General features: G+C 60.9%; 14 protein-coding genes. 7 read left to right on the forward strand and 7 right to left on the reverse strand.

Annotation, left to right across the window (positions count from 1 at the left end; translation table 11 throughout):
* Positions 1 to 2 precede the first annotated feature (2 nt).
* Together JTF07_RS16140 and JTF07_RS16145 are read left to right on the forward strand one after the other, a co-directional pair.
* Positions 3 to 1,205 (forward strand): CaiB/BaiF CoA transferase family protein, encoded by a 1,203-nt coding sequence (locus tag JTF07_RS16140; RefSeq protein ID WP_204235249.1) that lies wholly within the window; start codon positions 3 to 5, stop codon positions 1,203 to 1,205.
* 66 nt (positions 1,206 to 1,271) lie between these two features.
* Positions 1,272 to 1,964 (forward strand): IclR family transcriptional regulator, encoded by a 693-nt coding sequence (locus JTF07_RS16145; protein ID WP_204235250.1) that lies wholly within the window; start codon positions 1,272 to 1,274, stop codon positions 1,962 to 1,964.
* Between the two features lie 92 nt (positions 1,965 to 2,056).
* Here the strand turns inward: JTF07_RS16145 and JTF07_RS16150 are convergent, their stop codons facing one another.
* From JTF07_RS16150 to JTF07_RS16160, 3 genes are all read right to left on the reverse strand, one after another.
* Positions 2,057 to 3,949, reverse strand: a complete 1,893-nt coding sequence (locus JTF07_RS16150) for an HNH endonuclease signature motif containing protein (RefSeq protein ID WP_252199877.1) — start codon at positions 3,947 to 3,949, stop codon at positions 2,057 to 2,059.
* Between the two features lie 283 nt (positions 3,950 to 4,232).
* Positions 4,233 to 5,654, reverse strand: a complete 1,422-nt coding sequence (locus tag JTF07_RS16155) for an FAD-binding oxidoreductase (protein ID WP_204235252.1) — start codon at positions 5,652 to 5,654, stop codon at positions 4,233 to 4,235.
* An 84-nt stretch (positions 5,655 to 5,738) separates the two neighbouring features.
* The gene (locus tag JTF07_RS16160) at positions 5,739 to 7,082 is read right to left on the reverse strand and encodes an MFS transporter (RefSeq protein ID WP_353843994.1); all 1,344 of its coding nucleotides are present in this window, start codon (positions 7,080 to 7,082) and stop codon (positions 5,739 to 5,741) included.
* Between the two features lie 200 nt (positions 7,083 to 7,282).
* Between JTF07_RS16160 and JTF07_RS16165 the strand changes: the two genes are divergently transcribed.
* Positions 7,283 to 8,293: a DUF2332 domain-containing protein gene (locus JTF07_RS16165; protein ID WP_204235253.1), complete on the forward strand. Its 1,011-nt coding sequence runs from the start codon at positions 7,283 to 7,285 to the stop codon at positions 8,291 to 8,293.
* 12 nt (positions 8,294 to 8,305) lie between these two features.
* On the opposite strand, the gene JTF07_RS16170 is transcribed toward JTF07_RS16165, so the two are convergent.
* Positions 8,306 to 9,556, reverse strand: a complete 1,251-nt coding sequence (locus JTF07_RS16170) for a PucR family transcriptional regulator (protein ID WP_204235254.1) — start codon at positions 9,554 to 9,556, stop codon at positions 8,306 to 8,308.
* 494 nt (positions 9,557 to 10,050) lie between these two features.
* Here JTF07_RS16170 and JTF07_RS16175 point away from each other — a divergent pair, with 494 nt between their 5' ends.
* Positions 10,051 to 11,643: a choice-of-anchor G family protein gene (locus JTF07_RS16175; protein WP_204235255.1), complete on the forward strand. Its 1,593-nt coding sequence runs from the start codon at positions 10,051 to 10,053 to the stop codon at positions 11,641 to 11,643.
* 192 nt (positions 11,644 to 11,835) lie between these two features.
* On the forward strand, positions 11,836 to 13,203 hold the full coding sequence (locus JTF07_RS16180) for a copper amine oxidase (protein ID WP_204235256.1): 1,368 nt from the start codon (positions 11,836 to 11,838) through the stop codon (positions 13,201 to 13,203).
* 281 nt (positions 13,204 to 13,484) lie between these two features.
* On the opposite strand, the gene JTF07_RS16185 is transcribed toward JTF07_RS16180, so the two are convergent.
* Positions 13,485 to 14,945: a SulP family inorganic anion transporter gene (locus JTF07_RS16185; protein WP_353843995.1), complete on the reverse strand. Its 1,461-nt coding sequence runs from the start codon at positions 14,943 to 14,945 to the stop codon at positions 13,485 to 13,487.
* Between the two features lie 214 nt (positions 14,946 to 15,159).
* Between JTF07_RS16185 and JTF07_RS16190 the strand changes: the two genes are divergently transcribed.
* On the forward strand, positions 15,160 to 15,591 hold the full coding sequence (locus JTF07_RS16190) for a MerR family DNA-binding transcriptional regulator (protein ID WP_353843996.1): 432 nt from the start codon (positions 15,160 to 15,162) through the stop codon (positions 15,589 to 15,591).
* Positions 15,592 to 15,642: 51 nt separating this feature from the next.
* On the opposite strand, the gene JTF07_RS16195 is transcribed toward JTF07_RS16190, so the two are convergent.
* Both JTF07_RS16195 and JTF07_RS16200 read right to left on the reverse strand, forming a co-directional pair.
* The gene (locus JTF07_RS16195) at positions 15,643 to 16,692 is read right to left on the reverse strand and encodes an LLM class flavin-dependent oxidoreductase (protein ID WP_204235257.1); all 1,050 of its coding nucleotides are present in this window, start codon (positions 16,690 to 16,692) and stop codon (positions 15,643 to 15,645) included.
* A 140-nt stretch (positions 16,693 to 16,832) separates the two neighbouring features.
* Entirely contained in the window at positions 16,833 to 18,002 is a 1,170-nt protein-coding gene (locus tag JTF07_RS16200) for a PucR family transcriptional regulator (protein WP_204235258.1), read from the reverse strand.
* Positions 18,003 to 18,186: 184 nt separating this feature from the next.
* Between JTF07_RS16200 and JTF07_RS16205 the strand changes: the two genes are divergently transcribed.
* Positions 18,187 to 19,518 (forward strand): MFS transporter, encoded by a 1,332-nt coding sequence (locus tag JTF07_RS16205; RefSeq protein ID WP_198397876.1) that lies wholly within the window; start codon positions 18,187 to 18,189, stop codon positions 19,516 to 19,518.
* Positions 19,519 to 19,567: the final 49 nt, after the last annotated feature.

Consider the following 19,567-nt stretch of genomic DNA (forward strand, 5'->3'; position numbering starts at 1 on the left):
CAGTGAACAACGCTCCAACTCGATCGACTCCGGAGAAGTCTGATCAGTCAGCATCTCGCGGCCCTGTCTTGGACGGCCTGAAGGTTCTTGAAATGGGAACGGTCATCATGGCGCCGTATGCAGGAAAGATCCTCACCGATCTTGGCGCCACGGTGATCAAAGCCGAGCAACCGGGCGGGGACATCGGCAGAAGAATCGGCCTTGGCGGGGGTTCCGGAGACAGCGTGTTATCAATGAACCTCAACGCGTCAAAGCACAGTATTGAGATAGATGCCGGAGCCGAATCAGATCAGCCGGCCCTCGAACACCTGATCAGTTGGTCAGATGTCATCATCACCAATCTGCTTCCTCGCCGACGTCGTCGCTACGGGCTGAATTGGGAGAATGTCCGACGGCTGAACCCTCGAGCTATTCTTTGCACGGCACAGGGTTTCTCTTCTCATACCGACATGGGAGATCGACCAGCCTATGACGACATCATCCAAGCAGGGTCTGGTGTCGCAGATACGTACCGATTGCGGGATGGAAGGCCAAGCTATTCTCCCTATGTCGTGGCCGACAAAGTCTGCGGAATGACCATGGTCCAAGCCGTCTTGGCGGCTCTGTTCAAGACGCAGGCGAGCGGACAGGGCACGTGGGTCGATGTTCCGATGGTCGAAACCATGGCGGCGTTCACGTTGGTCGAACACCTTGGCGGCCAGACTTACTCCCCGCCCCGCGGAGATGTCGGATGGTCGCGTGTGCTCTCCCCCGAACACAGGCCTCATCAGGCTCTCGACGGCTTCATGTGTGTCATGCCCTATACAGATAAGAACTGGTCTGATTTTTGCAAGATAATCGACCGGCCCGACTATCTGAACCACCCAGATCTACTTTCAAATCAAGCAAGAACTCGTCACCCGCGAGTCTATGAGTCTGTAATCGCCGAGTATGCCGCGACACGTACATGCACGCAGATCCGGGAAGAATGCGAACCCTACTCAATCCCTGTTCAAAAAGTCATGAGGGTCGAGGACATACCAACTGACGAATATCTGGGGGCCTCGTCAATGTTCTCCCGTGCTTCACATTCGAAGGAAGGCGACTTCGTCCACGTAGGATCACCACTCACCTTCGTCGACCATCCACGCCCCCCGGTCAAAGAGACATCGGCAATCGATGCTGATCGCGCCGAGGTCTTCAAAATGATCGGCTATTCGAATTGACTCTGTACGCTGTTTCTCACACCACTATCTGGTAAGAGAGAGTCCATGACATCGACACATCGTACGGTGAATCGTATTGTTCGAATTCTTGAGTCGGTCGCCCGATCGGGAGCCACCGCAGTGAGCCTGGCGGCTCTCGCACGTGAGCTCGACGCTCCCAAGAGCAGCGTCTACGGTTTCGTAAGAGGATTATGCGCGGAAGGATATCTCGATGAAGTCCACGACGGCTTCGTCCTCGGCACTGGCGTCGCGCATGTCCTTGGTCCAGCAGAGAACTCGGTTGTGCTGCTCATTGAGGATGTACTAGAAGAGATATCAGCTCGTACCGGTGAGACCGTGACCGTTGCTGTTCGTGTTGCCAGTTCCGTTGTCTACGTTCACAGTCTGCCCGCCGACTATGAAGTCTGCTATGTCCCGCAACTCAAGGTCAGACGGCCCCTCTTACCGACCTCTGCAGGGAAGCTGTTTTTCGCATTGCAACCAAAACCTGGAGACGAGGAACTGCTCGCTGGATTCGAGCCCGACCAACGGTCCAATTTGCAGGCAGAACTGCCTGGAATCAGGTCCTCCGGAACCGCGCTCAATCGTGGAGAGACCGTACCCGACGTGGCGGCTACCGCAGTAGGAGTATTCGTCGACTCCGTGCTCAATGCAGCGATCACAATCGCTGGCCCATTCACCCGAACTGAACCACACCTCCGGCACTACGGAGAAATTGCGCGTGAGCTGCTCAACGGCGCGGGATTCGGACAACCCTAAACCTATGGTCGTCTAATTCCACATGAAGTACGACCAGACAGACGGGATGAAGACCATATGTCTCGTGAATGCGGAGCTCACTCCCAGCTCACTCATTCGTTGAAGAGGTTGTCGATGACTTCCTGAGCCACGAACCTCGCATGCAATAACGGTGCCCTGGCCGGATCAATCGATGCCGGAGGCACCCACGCAGGACGCCCGTCTTTGAGCATCACCGTCTCCCACTCCGACCGATCCAAGAGATGGTGGTGGGCAGAACAACTCAACATCATATTATTGACATCAGTGCGACCGCCTTGTGCCCACTCAACAATATGGTGGACATCGCACCACCCCGGCGGTGCATCACACCCGGGGAACGTACACCCCTGATCACGAGCAGTGAGAACCGCGATCTGCTTGGCATTCGCGAACCGATTCTCCGTGACCACCTGCATCGTCTTCGCCTTGTCAGAGATGAGGTCGAAGAACACAGCCCCGTTCAAACCATGACGGACAAGCTCGCTCATCGGGACCGGATTCTCAGCCCCCGTCACCCCAACACCAGTACCGTTGGCAATATCGTCAGCCTTCGCCGTGACCACTAGAGCGTATGGTGAGCCGTGACCGGTCCGCGTCATATCGATCCTGGCGATGAGAGTCGCGAAGCGTTCGTAGATCCACTCCTGGGCAGACAACCTCTGACCCGTCATATCAACGAGAGTTCCATCTTCGAGGACACCAGACTCATCCACGTCCGCGCCACTGTTGGTACTGTTCGCGATCTTCGTTCTCTGCGTCAGCAACCCATTGAGGACACCACCCGTGACCGGGTCCAAGAGACCACAGATCTCCCAATCACCATTGTCACGAGCATGCATGCTGACCTTGTACATGGACCGATCCGTGGCACCGACTGGCTCTTGACCATCGGGATCGATATGGGCCAGGATCCGTGCGAAGATCGCCCTCAGGTCATGGACTCGCACACTCGGGGCCTTGTCCACGAGAGTCGATTCAGCATAATCACGATCATCCTGACTGACCCACGTGGGCAGCTTCGTCAAACAGTCCTTGATGACTCTGGCCTGATCGGCTGACAGGCGGCCCTCGTTGAAGGCATCAGCGACCATCGGGAACAGGGGTGGCTGCGCCTGCCCAGTCAGCGTGACTCTCCCGCCAAGGCTTTTGGCCATATCGGTCCGCCGGTTGGCCTCCCGGGCGGTGATGTTCAGCCTGTCCTGGATGAGGGCCTTCGTCGTCTTCGCCCCGTAATCAGACGGTGTTCCCACGCGTTCGCACACGGCCAGAGCCAGAGTCGACAACGCCTCGTTGACCCGGCCCAGGGCCTCGAGGCCATCGATGAGTGTGATCGCATCATCGGGACCCATCGGACGCTCGAAGGTCCGCAGCCCGTCCTTGAGTCCACTGAGCGCGGTGAGGCTGGTCGTGACTTCGGGCGCGAATCGCGACAGATCCGCCCACTCCTGGCTCGAGAGCAGAGGATGAGGACTCGGGCTGCTGGGACCAGAGGCACTGCTACCGGGAACAGCCGGACCTGAGTCGTCACACGAAGTAGTGGCGACTGGAGTGCTGGAAGCCTCGACAGTCCTGCCGTTGTCCGCAGTCACAGCGACCTCACCGGTTTCGTTGGCACCACCAGTATCGCGGGATCCTTTGGCTTCGCTTGTGTCGCTGGCTTCCGAAACACGAGCCTCTGACTCACCGTGGCCATCAACGTCATCGCGATCATTCGATACCTCTGATTGGCCTGTGGGTACGGCCGCGAGGGATTCGAACTTGCCCGCGAGTGGGTGGCCGGTGAGGTCGAGGTTGGAGTCTTTGAGCTGGTCGAACAGAGATTGCGGTCCCCCTGTCGCAGTCGACGGCCCTCCCACCGACGGTGAAGCATCAGTCGTGTCATCGCCCGTGGCAGCACCATCGGGTCCGGGGCGTGGTTCACGCTCGTCTGGGTTTCCTGGGGTGCGGTCGGGGGTGAGAGTCATGGTGTTGAAGTCCATTCGTCAACATCGTCGTTGCTCTTCTCTCAATTATACATTCATTTCACCTCTTTGCGCTATGAGTTTCGATTTATCGTCGATCATTATTTCATTACCGTAGTAATTGGTGGCTCGATGATCGGACAGGACCCGCAACTCCCCGGGTCAGGACGTAGAACCACAAACGTTCCCCGATAGCCGGACCGCCGCGAAGACTGAGCACACGACAACGAGCCGGGACATTGTGTGATCACAACGTCCCGGCTCGGAAGAAACCGGATTCAATCCCTCAGATCGCGCTGAGCATCTTCCCTGGGTTGAGGATCCCCTGGGGGTCAAGAGCATTCTTCACAGCGATCTGGATCCGCCTCGAGCCCTCATCAAGCTCGTTGTTGAGCCAATCGCGCTTGAGGAAGCCCACGCCATGTTCACCGGTGATCGTGCCGCCCAACTCGAGGCCGATGCGCATGATCTCGCCGAAGACCTCCTGCGCCTTCGCGGTCTGGTCCACGTCGCCGGCGTCGAAGAACACTGAAGGGTGAGTATTGCCGTCACCAGCATGGGCCACCAGCGCAATCATCAGACCCGAAGACTCCTGCAGCTCCTTCAACCGGTCGCAGAACTCGGGCATCGCCACGCGTGGCAGACACACATCGTCGAGCAGCTGGCCTCCGCCATGGGCATTGGCGAATTTCTCGTAGGCGGGCTGAATCATCCGTCGTGCAGCGATGAGCGCCGCCGAGTCGCTCGGATCGTCGGAGTACGCGACGTCGAGTGCACCGCAGGTCTCGGCCACCTCGGCGAACTGGGACATGACCGCTTCGGAATCCGCAGGATTCTGGTCGACCTGCATGATGAGCATCGATCCGGCATCTCCGTCGAGGCCGAAGTCGCCGAAGTCGTTGAGCATCTTCAGACTCGACGAATCGAGGAACTCCAGCAGGCTCGGCACACCGCCGGCGGCCATGAAATCCGCAACGGTCTGCAAGCCGGAGCGCTCGTCGGGGAAGGTCGCGACAGCGGTGAATGGATCGGGCAGCTTCGGGATCAGGCGCAGGGTCGCCTCGACGACGATGCCCAGCGTGCCCTCGGAGCCGACGAACAGGTGGCGCATGTCGAGCCCGGCGACGCCCTTGGCCGTCTGCGGACCCAACTTCGTGAGCGTGCCATCGGCCAGAACCACCGTGAGGCTGCGAACGTAATCCCTGGTCACTCCGTATTTCACGCAGCACAGGCCACCGGCGTTGGTGGCGATGTTGCCGCCGATCGACGACAACGCGACCGACCCCGGATCGGGTGGGTAGGACAGGCCGAAAGGAGCGAGGTGATCCTTCAGGTCCTGATTGATGATGCCAGGCTGGACGGTGACGAGCCGTTCGGCCTCATCGACGGACACGACGTCCTTCATCCGCGAGACATTGAGCAGGATCGCCCCAGGCGAGCCGTTCGCCCCACCTGAGATCCCCGATCGAGCACCCTGCGGGACGACGGGGACGCCGTGCTCTGTTGCGAATCGCATGACCTCCTGCACATCGCTCGCCGAGGTGGCCCTGACCAGAGCGATCGCCCCTTCGTGGGGGCAGAACAGAGCTTCATCGCGAGCGTGAGCTTCGATGACGTCGGGATCTGTCGTCAGCACCCCGTTGCTCAACCGTGCCGCGAGCGTATCGAGTTCAGCCGCACCGACTGCAGTCTGGTCCTGTACTGTCATGGCGTCCTTCCCAACGGAATTGCCGGGGTGGTCACGACCGCCTCGGCGACTGTCTTTTGGTGACGATCGGGCACGTGTTCTCCCCTACTTCACCATCTCCGGATTCACCTTATCCGGCGCGGGAGCGGCCTTGAGGATGAGGGTGACGATTCCGGCGGCGACCATGGCGGCGCCGACGACCCACATGCCAGCGTTCTGGGTTCCGGTGAGCTCCGCGAGTCCGCCGGTGATGTAGGGCGCGAAGAATCCGGCGGAGTTGCCCAGCGAATTGATCAGCGCGAGGCCTGCGGCAGCTCCGGCACCGGCGAGGAAGGTCTGCGGTAGGGGCCAGAAGGTCGGCAGTGCCGCACAGATGGCCATGCAGGTGATGGTCACAGCGATCATCGTGGTGAACGGCGAGCTCAGGTAAAGCGCGATCGGAATGGTCACACCGCCGATGAAGAGCGGGAGCGCAACGTGCCATACACGCTCATTGGTCCTGTCGCCGTGACGGGACCAGAAGTACATGGCCAGCGCACCGAAGACGTACGGAATCGCGGTGATGAAGCCGATCTCGACAATCGAGTATTCGACGCCGAAGGTCTCCTGGAAGCCGGAGATGATTGTCGGCAGGAAGAAGCTCATCGCGTAGAGGCCGTAGACCATGCCGAAGTAGACGAAGGACAGCGCCCACACGCGTGGCTGCAGAAGGGAACGGCGGACCGGGTAGTGAAAGTTGTCAGCCTTGTCCTTCTCTTCTGCGTCCATCCTCGACTGCAGCCAGTTCCGCTCCTCGGAAGTCAGCCATTTGGCGTCGCGTGGGTGATCAGTGAGGTAGAAGATGCACATGATGCCGAGCAGGACCGCAGGCACGCCTTCGACGACGAACATGAAGCGCCAGCCTGCGAAGTTCTCGAAGATCGAGTTGCCGCTCGAGATCAGCCACGAGGACAGTGGAGAGCCGATGACGCTGGACATCGGGATCGCGAGCATGAACAGCGCGGTGGCCCGTGCCCGCATCGATGATGGGAACCAGTACGTGAGGTAGAGGATGACGCCCGGGAAGAATCCCGCCTCGGCGACGCCCAGAAGGAAGCGCAGGAAATAGAGCCATCCGTGGCTGGGCACAAACGCCATCGCCGCGGCCACGATGCCCCAACTGATGAGAATGCGCGCGAGCCAGATCCGAGCGCCGAACTTGTGCAGCGCAAGGTTCGAAGGCACCTCGAGGAGGAGGTAGCCGAAGAAGAAGATACCCGCCGCGAAACCAAACTGGGTAGCCGTCATCGCGAGGTCCTCGTTCATGCCACCAGGGCCCGCGATGCCGAGATTGGTGCGGTCGAGGTAGTTGATGAAGTACATCGCGATGATGAACGGAATCAGCCGGACAGTGACCTTCCTCAGGGTCCGCTTCTCCATTGCTGAATCGCTCGACGGTTGCTGGCTCACAGGTGGGTTCACCTCGGATGACATGTGATCTCCCTCGATCAGGCTGAAGCCGCGGTGACGGCTCTCGGCACACTACTGACACACAGTACGTCAGCTTTCGCTCAGGTTCCTAGAGATCGGTCTCAAAGTACCGAATATCGGGACGCAGGTGCCGACGACTGCCAGGCCTAGGATTGACCCAAGAGCCAGAGGAGGACTCCATGCAGCCCATGACCGAGCTCGCGGCAGAGTCGCTGCGTGACTACTACGTGAAGTTCGCACGCTATGAGGCGAGTGACACTTCACCGACCTACGCTGCGTGGGCACGAGGCATAGCGGAGGACGAGGAGATCATCGAACTGCTCCTCGAGCTTCCTCGGCAGAAGCGCCAGGCCAACCTGCTGTTCGCCGCTGCCCGCCACCTCGGCGCCGGTGACGACCACCTCATGGCCGGTGACCACGGTTCCGCGAGCCTGCGCACCAGGCTGAAGGAGAACTGGCCGGCTACACGGGCACTCATGACTGCGCGGTCGACTCAGACCAATGAAGCCGGACGCTGTGCCGTGATCCTGCCAGCGCTGGACCGAATCGCCGCGCCTCTGTCGCTCATCGAGGTCGGCGCTTCTGCGGGACTGTGCCTCTGCCCCGATCGTTACAGCTACATGTACACCACAGAGTCAGGGCCACTGGCCCTTCACCCCGAGGATGGCCCGAGCACTGTCGAACTCGCCTGCGAAATGACGAATGCAACGCCGCCCGAGCGGATCCCCGACGTCGCGTGGCGAGCCGGAATCGATCTCAATCCGATCGACATCGCCGATGATGACCAGCAGGAATGGCTACGCTCCCTGGTCTGGCCGGAGCACGGACTGCGCCGGGATCGCTTGACTGCCGCGGCCGCCCTTGTGTCCGCTGACCCGCCGAGGCTGGTGCCGGGCGATCTGCTCGAGACCGTCGAATCCGTGCTGGCCGAGGCTCCCGCGCAGACGCAGAAAGTCGTATTCCACAGCGCAGTGCTCGCCTATGTCGAACCGGCCGAACGCGAAGGTTTCGCCGCTCTCATGCGATCGCGTGATGATGTCGTGTGGATCAGCAATGAGGGAGGCAGAGTGCTGCCCGATATCGGAGCTCAGCTTGACCGCGAACCGGACGGACGATTCGTGCTCGCTGTCAACGGACAGGCGATTGCGCTGACCGGGCCGCATGGGCAGAGCTTCGAGGGTCTGGGATGACGAAGTGGTTCATCAGGCTATCGAAGAGCTGGTCGTATACAGCTTGCACATCCGCAGTGAGAACACCGCGCTGACGAGCTCTGCTACGCACAGCGGATCTTTCAGCGAGCGGCCCGTAAGTTCGTGCACCCGGCGGAGTCGATAGCGGACAGTGTTGGAGTGGCAGTACAGCTGTTCGGCGGCGCGCTCGGCCGACCCTTCATTGTCGAAATAGGCAACGAGCGTGTCAAGCATCATCGACCGGTCCGCGGCCGGCAATTCCAAGACCCCACTGAGCACCTCATAGGCCAGCCGGCGCCCCTCATTCGGCTCACATGCGAGGAGCGCAGCCAAAGGACTCGAATTGAACTCACGCACCTCTGTCTGACCTGGTCGCAATGTCGACAGAGCTGTACGTGCCAGCTGAAGAGCACGCGGCGTCTCAGACAACGCCCTGTAAGGCGGGCTCACTCCTGCACGTACGCCGATGCTTGTCAGAACACCCAGGGCGGCTTCGTGCTGCTCGGAGTGCAGTGACACAACCCCGAGCTGCAGCGTCGGCGTCAGCTGCCAGCCAGAGACAATGCCCTGGTCCGCAAGCTTCCGTTCCACGTCGGCCAGATCTCCGCCCGCCTGGTGACGTTTGTCGACAGCAACCACGATGAGATCCGCACCCGGGGCCAGGCCGAGCAATGTGGCCATTTCCCAGGAGCTGCAGTCCGGACTCGGCCGGCCTGCGAGCAGCGACTCGACCAGAGCAGATCGTCGGCGCCCCTCTTCGGCGAGAAGCTCAGCTGATGCCGCCCGATAGGAATCAGTCAACGCCGATGCGTGCGCATCCGCGACTGACCACAGCCGAGTTGCCACTGCGAAGATGGCTTCCGGGGCTTCACAATCGCCACCAGGCCTCGCCGCCTCAACCAGCGCGTCCCACAGAACGCCGAAGCTCAGATGGTTCGCCTGCAGGATCTCGGCCAGAGGAATTCCCTGCTGGGCTCGACGTCTGCCTGTCTCATGGGGCGCCGTCATCTGCAACGAGTTGTGACATTGGTTCATCGCGTTGACCGCGGCCCTCAGATTGTCCTCGATCGATCGGTGAAGGTCCTTCTGAAGAAGCGGATCTGCGCGTTCGTAGAGCGGAATTCGTTCGAGAATCAGGTCGTGGGCATCTGTGACAATGCGCGGCATCTGCGAATCAGCCCAATACACGAGTTGATCGGCATCCGACATCGTCAGCGCTCCCGCCGGCCAGCTCATCTCTGAAAGGTGCAACTCTGTACCCATTCCTCAACCTCGCGTCCAACCGATGTGTACCGATAGTACAAGTTTCAAGCTAGTCATGCACGCATGATCCCGGGTTACCGTCACATTCGACCCAAGGACAATTCACCTTGATTTCCCCTGCAGAAAAGCCGTTATCTGTGTACGTACTTTACGTACGCGAAAAACACCGGAAGGACGGTCACGAAAATACCTCGATTCAGGTGGATAAATCAATGAGAAAGATCAACTATGACGCAGAATCTGAGATCTCCGGTCGCTACCCAACAATTGTTGCACATCACAATCAGGCTTGTTCTTCGTGTCAAAGTTGAATGGAACTCTCAAAATCTCTGGACACGGCCTGAGTGTTTCGGAAGTATGTCCTGTGGGTAACGCTCGTTGGTGCATATGCCGACATCTGAGGGGGCGGTCCAAACAACGAGCGGTACTTTGGAGGTAAATTCGTGTCTCACCACGTGCAATCACGTCCCCACGATGGTCATCGAAAGAGAAAGATGGTTCTCAGGCGAATTCTGCCTGGCGTGGCCGTCGGAGTCGCGGGTACATTGCTGGCTTCGACCGCCGTATCGGCACAGGGCGTGAAAGCCAATGAGCCGACGGAAGCCGGAGCCAGCGTCGCAGGCATGACTCTAGACTCGAAAGAACTTGTCGCACTGGGTAAGTCCAAGGCCGCGTCCATATCGGATCCGGGCCCGAACCGAGAGGCTTTCAACGGCGCCATCGGCGGCGACGAGGTCGTCGATTTCGGTGCAGGCTACGAGATCCCGCTCGATGATTTTCTCAGCTTCGGTGAAGCCGGCGCCATCCACAGCGAATCCACCGCCGCCGACTCCAAGAACGGCAAGGCCGTCACCGGAATCGTCGGCGCCGACGGTGGGCTCACACTCGACGGCAAAGACAGCGACTTCGGCACCGCGAGCGTCGACCTCCTTTCGCTGGTCGATGCCACCGGAAAGTCTGATGTCACCGACGGACTCATCGACCAGGCTGACTTGAACTTCGGTCTCGGCGGCGCCTGGGTCGAGGCAGTGGACGGCGAACTCCAGGATCCAGACGGTGTGGGCGGATACGGGCAGTACCGCGTCGGTGACGCAAAGCTCAATCTGCACTCCCCCGCCATCGAAGATGCCGGCGACGGAGTGTCGGACGCCGCAGGTCAGATGGAAGACGAAGTGGCCGACAAGGTCAACGACGCGCTCGGACTCGGCAAAGCCCTCCCGGGAATGAAGGTCGACACGACCGTCACCTCCAACATCGAGGAAGACGTCCTCGATGCGATCCTGCGTGAACCGATCAAGACCGATGACGGACTCGCCACAATCGACCTTGGAAAGGGCTCGGTGGAGGTCGACCTCGCCCGCCTCGGCGGCAACGACGACGGCGTGACCGATCGTCCGGTCGGAATCAACAACCAGGACCCGAACTCCGAGCTGATCGACGATGAGACATACCCGCTCATCGCCAGCAGCATCCATGACGCCATTGAGAAGGTCATCGACGTCGCAGTGGACACAGCGATCGAATCGTTGCGCAGCGCGAAAGTGAACGTTGATATCACCGCTATCGATGGAACCACCGCCGGATGGGACATGGACCTCACCGGAAAGGTCAGCAACTACGACTGCAAACCTTCGGGTGCAACAGGATCGGTATCCTGCACAACGATCGACGGCGTGATGAACACGATGAAGACCGTCACAGGCCCGATCTATGACAAACTCTCGGACCCATCAGGCCTGCTGTACAAGGCATTCACCACGATCAAGACCGACATGATGACGGTCCCGATCCGCGCGGCAGTTGATCCATTCCTCGAGCTGCTGGCTGATAACCTCGTTTCGCTGCAGATCAACCACCAGGAGACAACTGAGTGCACGACCGCGGACGGTGAAAAGGTCGTCAGCGGCGTGGACGTCTCCGCCCTGAGCCTCGGCGTTGCCGGCGGCAAGTCACGGATGGGCTTCGGCAACGCTGGAGTCCGCACCGACCCTTGCGGCGAGTCAGCAGACGCCGTCGAGCCGGGACCGGTCGAGCCGCACAGCGACAGGTCGATGTTCGACCCACGCAATCTGTTCCCTGGCTTGTGAGACTCGAGACAGCTGCTGATCGCGATGCCAGCCATCGCTTTCGACACAGATGCAGTACACGCGTTCACGAACACAGCGAATGCATGACGCTCATCGCACGATGAGCACCCGAGTGGTGGCGACACATTCCATGTGCCGCCACCACTCCCATTTGTCCATCAGATACCGCCGGGAAAGACGAGCTGAGCACCCTTGAGTAGACATGCCTACACGTACAGACGTCTGCTGCGAATCGTGGCAGGGGGACTCTGTCTCATCTTCTTCGTCACGGCGTGCACTCGAGGTGACACCTCACCGAAAGATGCGAAGACCGCGGATTCCTCTGCAGTCGCCTCAAGCAGCTGCAAGGAGCCCGCGAAGAAGGTCTCACAGACCTTATCCAGCGGAGCGACCTGGACGATGTGCTGGGGTGTCCATCCCGACTTCGGCCTCAGTCTCTCCGAAGTCTTCATCGCACCCCCCGGCAAGGACCCGATCAGAATCATCGATTCTGCCTCCATCGCTCAACTGGAAGTCCCGTACGACACAGGAAAGCGCAATACATCCGATATCACTGCGGCCGGCTTCGGCGGCCGCAAGATGAAGACGCTGAAAGCCGATGCTTGTGCGGGAGACCTGAATTCGATGGAGATCCCGAAGATCGGCGACGGCAAGTACGGAGAAAGTGAGACACGCAATGTCCTGTGCACCGAGGTCATCGACGACGGACTCGCCTATCATTCGAGTGATCTCGTAGCACCTGCCTCCGACCGAAAGAACGCCTTGCGACTGTCGACGGTTTCGCGGGTGGGCTGGTACGAGTACGTCTCTCAGTACACGTTCGGCTCGGATGGATCCATCGACGTGCAGCTTGGAGCAACCGGCGACCTCTCCCCTGCCGACTACACGGACAAGGACCACGGCTGGGACGTCGGAGACGATGAACATGCGGCAAGTCATTCGCATAACGCCGTCTGGAAAGTCCGTTGGGGACTCGGAGGCGAAGGCGGAATGAAGGCGCAGCAGTTCGACGCCACACCGACGGGCGAATCCGGACCGGAATCACCGATCATGACCGGAAAGCTCAAGGATATCGAGCACCCGGCCCTCGCACGATGGCAGGACCGCCGTTGGTGGCGAGTCCTCAACCCCGATGTACTCAACGACGACGGCCATCCCATCTCCTACGAGATCGATACCGGAAAGTCGGACTCATTCGAGTTCGTCGATGACGTCGAACATGCCCACTCCCACGGGGAAGAACCCGGGTACGACGTCGGCTTCACGAACTTCAACGATTGCGAACAGTATGCGACGAACAATCGAGGAGATTGCGGCCGTGGAGTCCCTGAGTTCGTCGATGACGGCAAGGGGCAGAAGCTCGATGACGTCGTGTCGTGGGTCGCTGTCGGATTCCATCATGTCCCCCGTGATGAAGAGCAGTCGCCCATGGAGATGCACTGGCAGGGGTTCAAACTGCTCCCCCGTGATCTCACCGCGCAACGATTCGACATTCCCGAAGGACATGAAGAGGTGAATGGCGTTCCCGACTCCGAATGGAATCAGGAACCGACGAATTAATTAGCTACTGTTTAGTAGATAATGGAGAATTTGCCGCTTGGGGCCTGGTGGATTGACTGGGGGAGATCGTCTTGAGGAACGAGATTAGTATTGCGCGGAAATTGCGTTACAAGGTAGGCTGATTTTGCTGACTTAGCATATTAGCTACTTGGCAATCGCATGAAAGTACCTCAGAGCGGAAATGCGATAACTCCTGAGCGCACGCAGCTTCCCGTGCGCTCAGGAGTCCTAATTTTTATTAACTACATCCGATTTATACCAATGATGTGGAAAGACCAGAGCTACGAGAGGCCCTGACCGCCGAGGCGGGCCCGCATTCTGACACTGGCATCGTTGAGCCCCACAATCTCTACGTGCTTTCCATAGTGTTCGTACTTATCGGTCACAGAGTCCAATGCAGCGATCGTCGACGCATCCCAGAGATGGGACTGGTGCATGTCGATGACGACGTGCTCAGGGTCTTCGGCGTAGTCGAACATCGTGTACAGGTCGTTGGAGGATGCAAAGAACAGTTCACCGTTGACGGTGTAGCGGGCACTCGGACGTCCATCAGATTCCACGATCTCACGGTTGACGCTGACGAAGTGCGCCACCCGATTGGCGAAGGCGACCATGGCCACGAGCACACCGAGAATCACTCCGATTGCCAGGTTGTTCGTCCATACAGTCGCAATCACGGTGACCAGCATGACGGTGATCTCTGACTTCGGCATCCGCTTGAGAGTGCTGGGGCGGATGGAGTGCCAGTCGAAGGTCGCCCAGCACACGAAGATCATGACCGCTACCAGCGCGGCCATGGGAATCAGCGCAACGATGTCGCCGAGGACGACGACGAGGATGAGCAGGAAGACACCGGCGCAGAACGTCGAGATCCGTGTCCGAGCCCCCGAGGCACGCACGTTGATCATGGTCTGACCGATCATCGCGCAGCCGCCCATGCCGCCGAAGAGCCCGGTGACGATGTTGGCCACGCCCTGCGCCCAGGACTCACGAGTCTTGTCCGAACGGGTATCGGTGACATCGTCGACGAGTTTGGCCGTCATCAGTGATTCGAGCAGACCGACCAGGGCCATCGCCACCGCATAGGGGGCGATGATCTTCAGCGTCTCAAGTGTCAGCGGCACCTGCGGAACAAGGAGGGTCGGCAGCGACTCAGGCAGCTGGCCCTTGTCACCCACATTGGGAACATCCCAGGCGAAGAGCACGACGAGAAGGGTCAAGACGACGATGGCGACCAGGGGCGCCGGCACGATGGACGTGAACTTCGGGAGGACGAAGACGATGATGAGGCCGAGCAGGCACAGCGGGTAGACCAGCCACGGGACGTCGAGGAGTTCGGGCACCTGGGCCATGAAGATGAGAATGGCCAGGGCGTTGACGAATCCGACCATGACTTGTCGCGGGATGAATCGCATGAGACGGGCGACCCCGACCAGTGCCAGAATTACCTGAATCAGACCTGCCAGGATGACGGTGGCGATGAAGTAATCGGTGCCGTGCGAGGCCACCAAGGGCGCGATGACGAGCGCCACTGCACCGGTCGCCGCGGAGATCATTGCCGGGCGACCGCCGAGGATCGCCACGGTCACGGCCATCGTGAATGATGCGAAGAGTCCGACTCGCGGGTCCACCCCGGCGATGACGGAGAAGGCGATCGCTTCGGGGATGAGCGCCAGACCGACGACGAGCCCGCCCAGAATCTCGGTCTTGAGCCAACCGGGTCGCTTCAGCGTCCGGAGCACACTTTGGCGCTCCTCCGGTGTCGGAGTGTGCCGTGCACTGTCTGGGGGCAGGGTGGTGGGCACAAGGGGCTCCTACAGGCAGGAAGAAGACGGGAAATGAGTTGGTACCGGGAGTCGTCACGAACCTTCACGGGACGTCAGAGTTCGAAACCAACATTAACGTTGCGTTAAGGTTGGTGCAAACCAGTTCCTGCGGCTGGCACAGGACTGGAGCGTGACCACAGCGAGTCGGGCACAACGCTGGAGCGAGACCGGAGGCGAAGAAAGGGTGCGTGGCATGCACATCGGCGAGATGACGGAGAAGTCGGGCCTGTCCTCACGGACTCTGCGACATTACGAAGACATCGGGCTCATTCCTGCCACGGGCAGGACCGAGGGTGGTTTCCGCGTCTACACCGATGAGGACTTCCGTCGCCTGATGACGATTCGGCGGATGAAGGCCCTCAGCTATTCCACCGTCGAGATGGGTGAGCTGCTGGCCCACCTGGACATCCTGGAGGGCGACTCTCCCGAGGAACAGCGAATCGAGGCTCGGCGAATACTGATGGCACTGCTCGACGATGCCGATGCCAGACGTGAGAAACTCGCCCGACAGGTCGAACGCGCCGACGAGTTCCTCGGCATCCTCCGTCATCGCCTCGGCTGAGCAACCACTGCTCGCGACTGACTTAGCAGGGATCCCCCGGCCCCGACTCACTCACCTATCCGGCGTCCACCCCAGCTTCGGGCCGATCTCGGTCGCGAGTTGGTGCAGGATGTGCTTCCAATCCTCGAGTTCGAACTCGAAGGGCAGCTCGAAGAGGTAGTCATCGGACTGCCCGAACGCCGGATCGCTGAGCAGCCGATCGACGATCTCCTCGTTCGACCCCAGCACATCGGTGGCGATGATCGTATTCTTCCCGTGGATCTTCTTCGTCCGCGGAGTCCTGGCCTCCGCATAGTCGCGATACTTCCTCACCTGATGGGGGTTGGCACCATCGGTGGGGACGATGACCCGGGCAATGCTGACTCGACCTTCGCCAGCCGAGCCTTCAGCTCCGGTGCCACCGGTCCTGGCCTTGCGGAAGGTCTCGATCTGGTTGGCCTGGTTGAGCGAGAAGTCCTCGATGCCGTCCTCGGCGGAGGAGATGTTGCTCATCAGCCAGTTGAGCCCGGCACCTCCGGCCCAGGTGGCTGATTTCAGAGAACCACCGCCATACCAGAGCCTGTCCGAGAGCCCTGGTGAGTTCGGTTCGACGCGTTCGGAATCGATGTCTCCCCCGAACCCCTGGTACTCGGGCTTCTCTCGCACTGGAGCTCCGGCAAGGAAGTCCCTCAGCCGTTCGATGCGTCTGTAGCTGAAATCGCTGCCACGCCAACCCTCATCGAAGACCAGGTCGTTGACCTCCTCGGCGAATGCAGGAGGATGCACACTCAGCCCGGGAAGCACTCGCCCTCCGGAGAGCACATCGGCGACAGCGAGGTCTTCGGCCAGGCGGTACGGGTTCTCATGTCCGACGGGAATCACTGCGCTCCCCAAGCCGATGCGCTCCGTATGCTGGGCCAGCGCGGAGAAGTACACCGCTGGAGACGGCAGACCGTACTGCATATGCCGGGTGCGCACCCACCCACTGTCGAGGCCCAGCTCCTCTGCAAACCTGAAGAGTTCGATGCCCTCCTGCAGCCCCCGTGTCGGGTCGCTGCGATCAAAGGGAACCAGATGGATGAAGCCCAGGTGATCGAATGGCCGTGTCGTCTGTGTGCTCACGATATCTCCCCATGACGTCTCGCTGAGGCGCCCACCTCAGGTAGTTGAACTATCAATTCATACCAGCATCGCCTGAACATCGACCGTCATACCGACGCATTCGCGAGCTCGCATCCTCATCTCCGTGACGGCGCCGGCGTTCACGCCCAACCGACAACGAGGCGGGCCGCCTCGGCGGGGATCATCGGGTCCACCCCGGTCAGGTCGGCGAATCGGCGCAGTCGGTTGGCCACCGTATTGCGATGGCAGAACAGCTCGGCGGCACTCGCCCCGATGCTCCCCGAGCGCAGGTAGGTGTGCACGGCCTCGACGAGGCGCTCACGTTCGCCCTCTCCGCAGACGGCGAGCGCCCGTTCGACGTCGGTGACGATGGAGTTCCCCGCCGCGTTCAGCGCCTGAGCGGCCAATCTGGCCCAGCCGCGCTCCCAGGTCATCGCCCCCGCCTCCGCGGCGGTGAGCACCTGCGCCAGATCCCGAGCGGTCAATGCTGACCTGCGCAGGGACCCGATTCCCCGGGTATTGACCAGGCCCACCCGCGCCTCGGCGAGCCGACGTTCGACCGTTTCCAATCGCGACCCGGAGAGCTCGGATGACCCGGCGAAGGCAATGAGGACATCGCCGAGGTGGTGCGTGAACATGGTCCCGCCCGCGCGCTCATGATCGGACACGAGAACCCGCAGCGCCGAGGTGTCCTCACCGCGCGCGGCCACGACGAGCAGCGGACCGTCAGGGTCGAGACCCAGCGCCGAGGCGATCGTGGCCAGGCGCTCGTCCGTCGGGTTGAGGTCATCGAAGAGTCCCGCGATGAGTCCCTGCCGGACGGAGGATTCCTCCTCGCGCATGCGCTCTCGCTCTGCCGTGTAGGCATGCTGAACCTGGGAGACGTATTCGTCGACGGTGGAGAGCACGATCCCGGTGTGCCGGATGACGAGTTCCGCATCATCCTGTGTCGCGACCCTGGTCAGGGCCTCCCACAGGACGTTGAAGTCGTGCCGGATCGCCGTCATCAGCGCCTCCAGCGGAATCCCGGCACGAGCGCGAGAGACCCCGACCTCCGTGGACACCGCGACCGGGCCGTCGAAACCGCCGGCGCGCAGGCCCTCGACGAGAGACTGGAATGAGACGAGCCCGGTCCGTCTCAGCTCCGAGACCGGAATCGGGGCAGGATCGTAGCCTGGCACCCTGACGACTCGGGACATGAACCGTTCGGTGAGCAGCTCGAGATCGAGGGCGTCGAGGAGTTCGATCCAGCGCTGACGGTCACCGGTCAACGGCTGATCCTTGAGCTGTCTCTCGTGTGTTGGCGGCATCGTCCTAGACTATGTGCGGAAGGCTGTGCAGATGCACAATCGGCAACCGAGATCTCGGGGCAAAAGATACTCGAAATCGTGCGATCTCACTCTGTAGTGTTCTAAGTTACAGGTTGAATGCCCTAGCCGACCATGCCCTTCAACCCAGTCCTGCCACCCAGTCCTGCACTCGATGGAGAGAAACATGAGCCACACCGACCCCACAGCTGCGGCAGAATACTCCGCAACTCATGAACTCAGCGTCAAAGACGCCAACAAGGTCGCGCTCGGCGCCCTCCTTGGCACCGCGCTCGAATGGTACGACTTCTTCCTCTTCAGCGCGGCTGCGGCACTGGTCTTCAACGTGCAGTACTTCACCAGCGAGAACGCCACTGCCGCTGCATTGGCATCCTTCGCAACCTTCGGCGTCGGACTCGCCGCCCGTCCCATCGGCGGACTGATCTTCGGCCGCATCGGCGACAAGCTCGGGCGCCGTCAGGTCCTCATGGTCACGATCGTGGGCATCGGCATCGTCACCGGCCTCATCGGTGCGCTCCCGACCTACGCCGCGATCGGCTTCGCGGCACCTGTCCTGCTCGTGCTCCTGCGCATCCTGCAGGGACTCTTCGTCGGCGGCGAATGGTCTGGCGCCATGACGCTCGTCGTCGAGAACGCCCCGCTTCACCTGCGCGCACGCTACGCCGCAATCCCGCAGATCGGCTCGCCCATCGGCACGATCCTCTCCTCCGGCGGCTTCTTCGTCATGACCCTGATCCTGTCGGCGGACAGCTTCAGCGCCTGGGGCTGGCGCATCCCGTTCCTCGCCGCCATTCCACTCCTCCTCGTCGCCGTCTACATCCGCAGCCGCCTCGAAGAATCCCCGGTCTTCCGCCAGCTCGAGGATTCCGGCGAGCTCGAGAAGAGCCCCGTGCGCACCACCTTCCGCGACAGCTGGAAGCAGATCATCGTCGGCATGGCCGCGGCCCTCCTCGGCGTCGGCGGCTTCTACCTCGTCACCGCATTCTGCGTCTGGTACGGCGTCAACGTCCTCGGCTACGACGATTCGCTTCTGCTGTTGGGCAGCATGGTCGCCGCCGCTGTCGAGATCTTCGCCCTCATCTGGGGCGGAGCGCTCGGAACGAAGTTCGGGGCCAGCAAGGTCATCCTGTGGGGCGGCATCGCCTCGGCGGTGGTCTCGGTTCCTGCCTTCCTCATGTTCGCATCCGGGAACCCGGTTCTCGTCGTCCTCGCGATGACCCTGGCCGTCGGCACGCTGTCACTGCCCTACGCCGCCTCGGGCACAGTCATGACCGGTCTGTTCCCGGCCAGCACCCGCTACACCGGTGTCGCCCTGGCACAGAACGTCGCCGGCATGATCTCCGGATTCATTCCGCTGCTCGCCACCGGGTTCGTCGCCGCGGCGGCCGATCATTGGTGGCCGGCCGCAGCGATGCTTGCCTTCCTGTCTCTCTTCACGGCCTTCGCCGGAGCCATCGCACCGCGCCTGAGCGTCGACCTGCCCGGCTTCAAGCACTGACAGGCAGCGCAGCACCAGCGCTCCCGCCACCAGTAATCCCACCACCAGC

The sequence above is a fragment of the Brevibacterium sp. RIT 803 genome (assembly GCF_016892625.1).
In the GTDB taxonomy this organism is placed as follows: Bacteria; Actinomycetota; Actinomycetes; order Actinomycetales; family Brevibacteriaceae; genus Brevibacterium.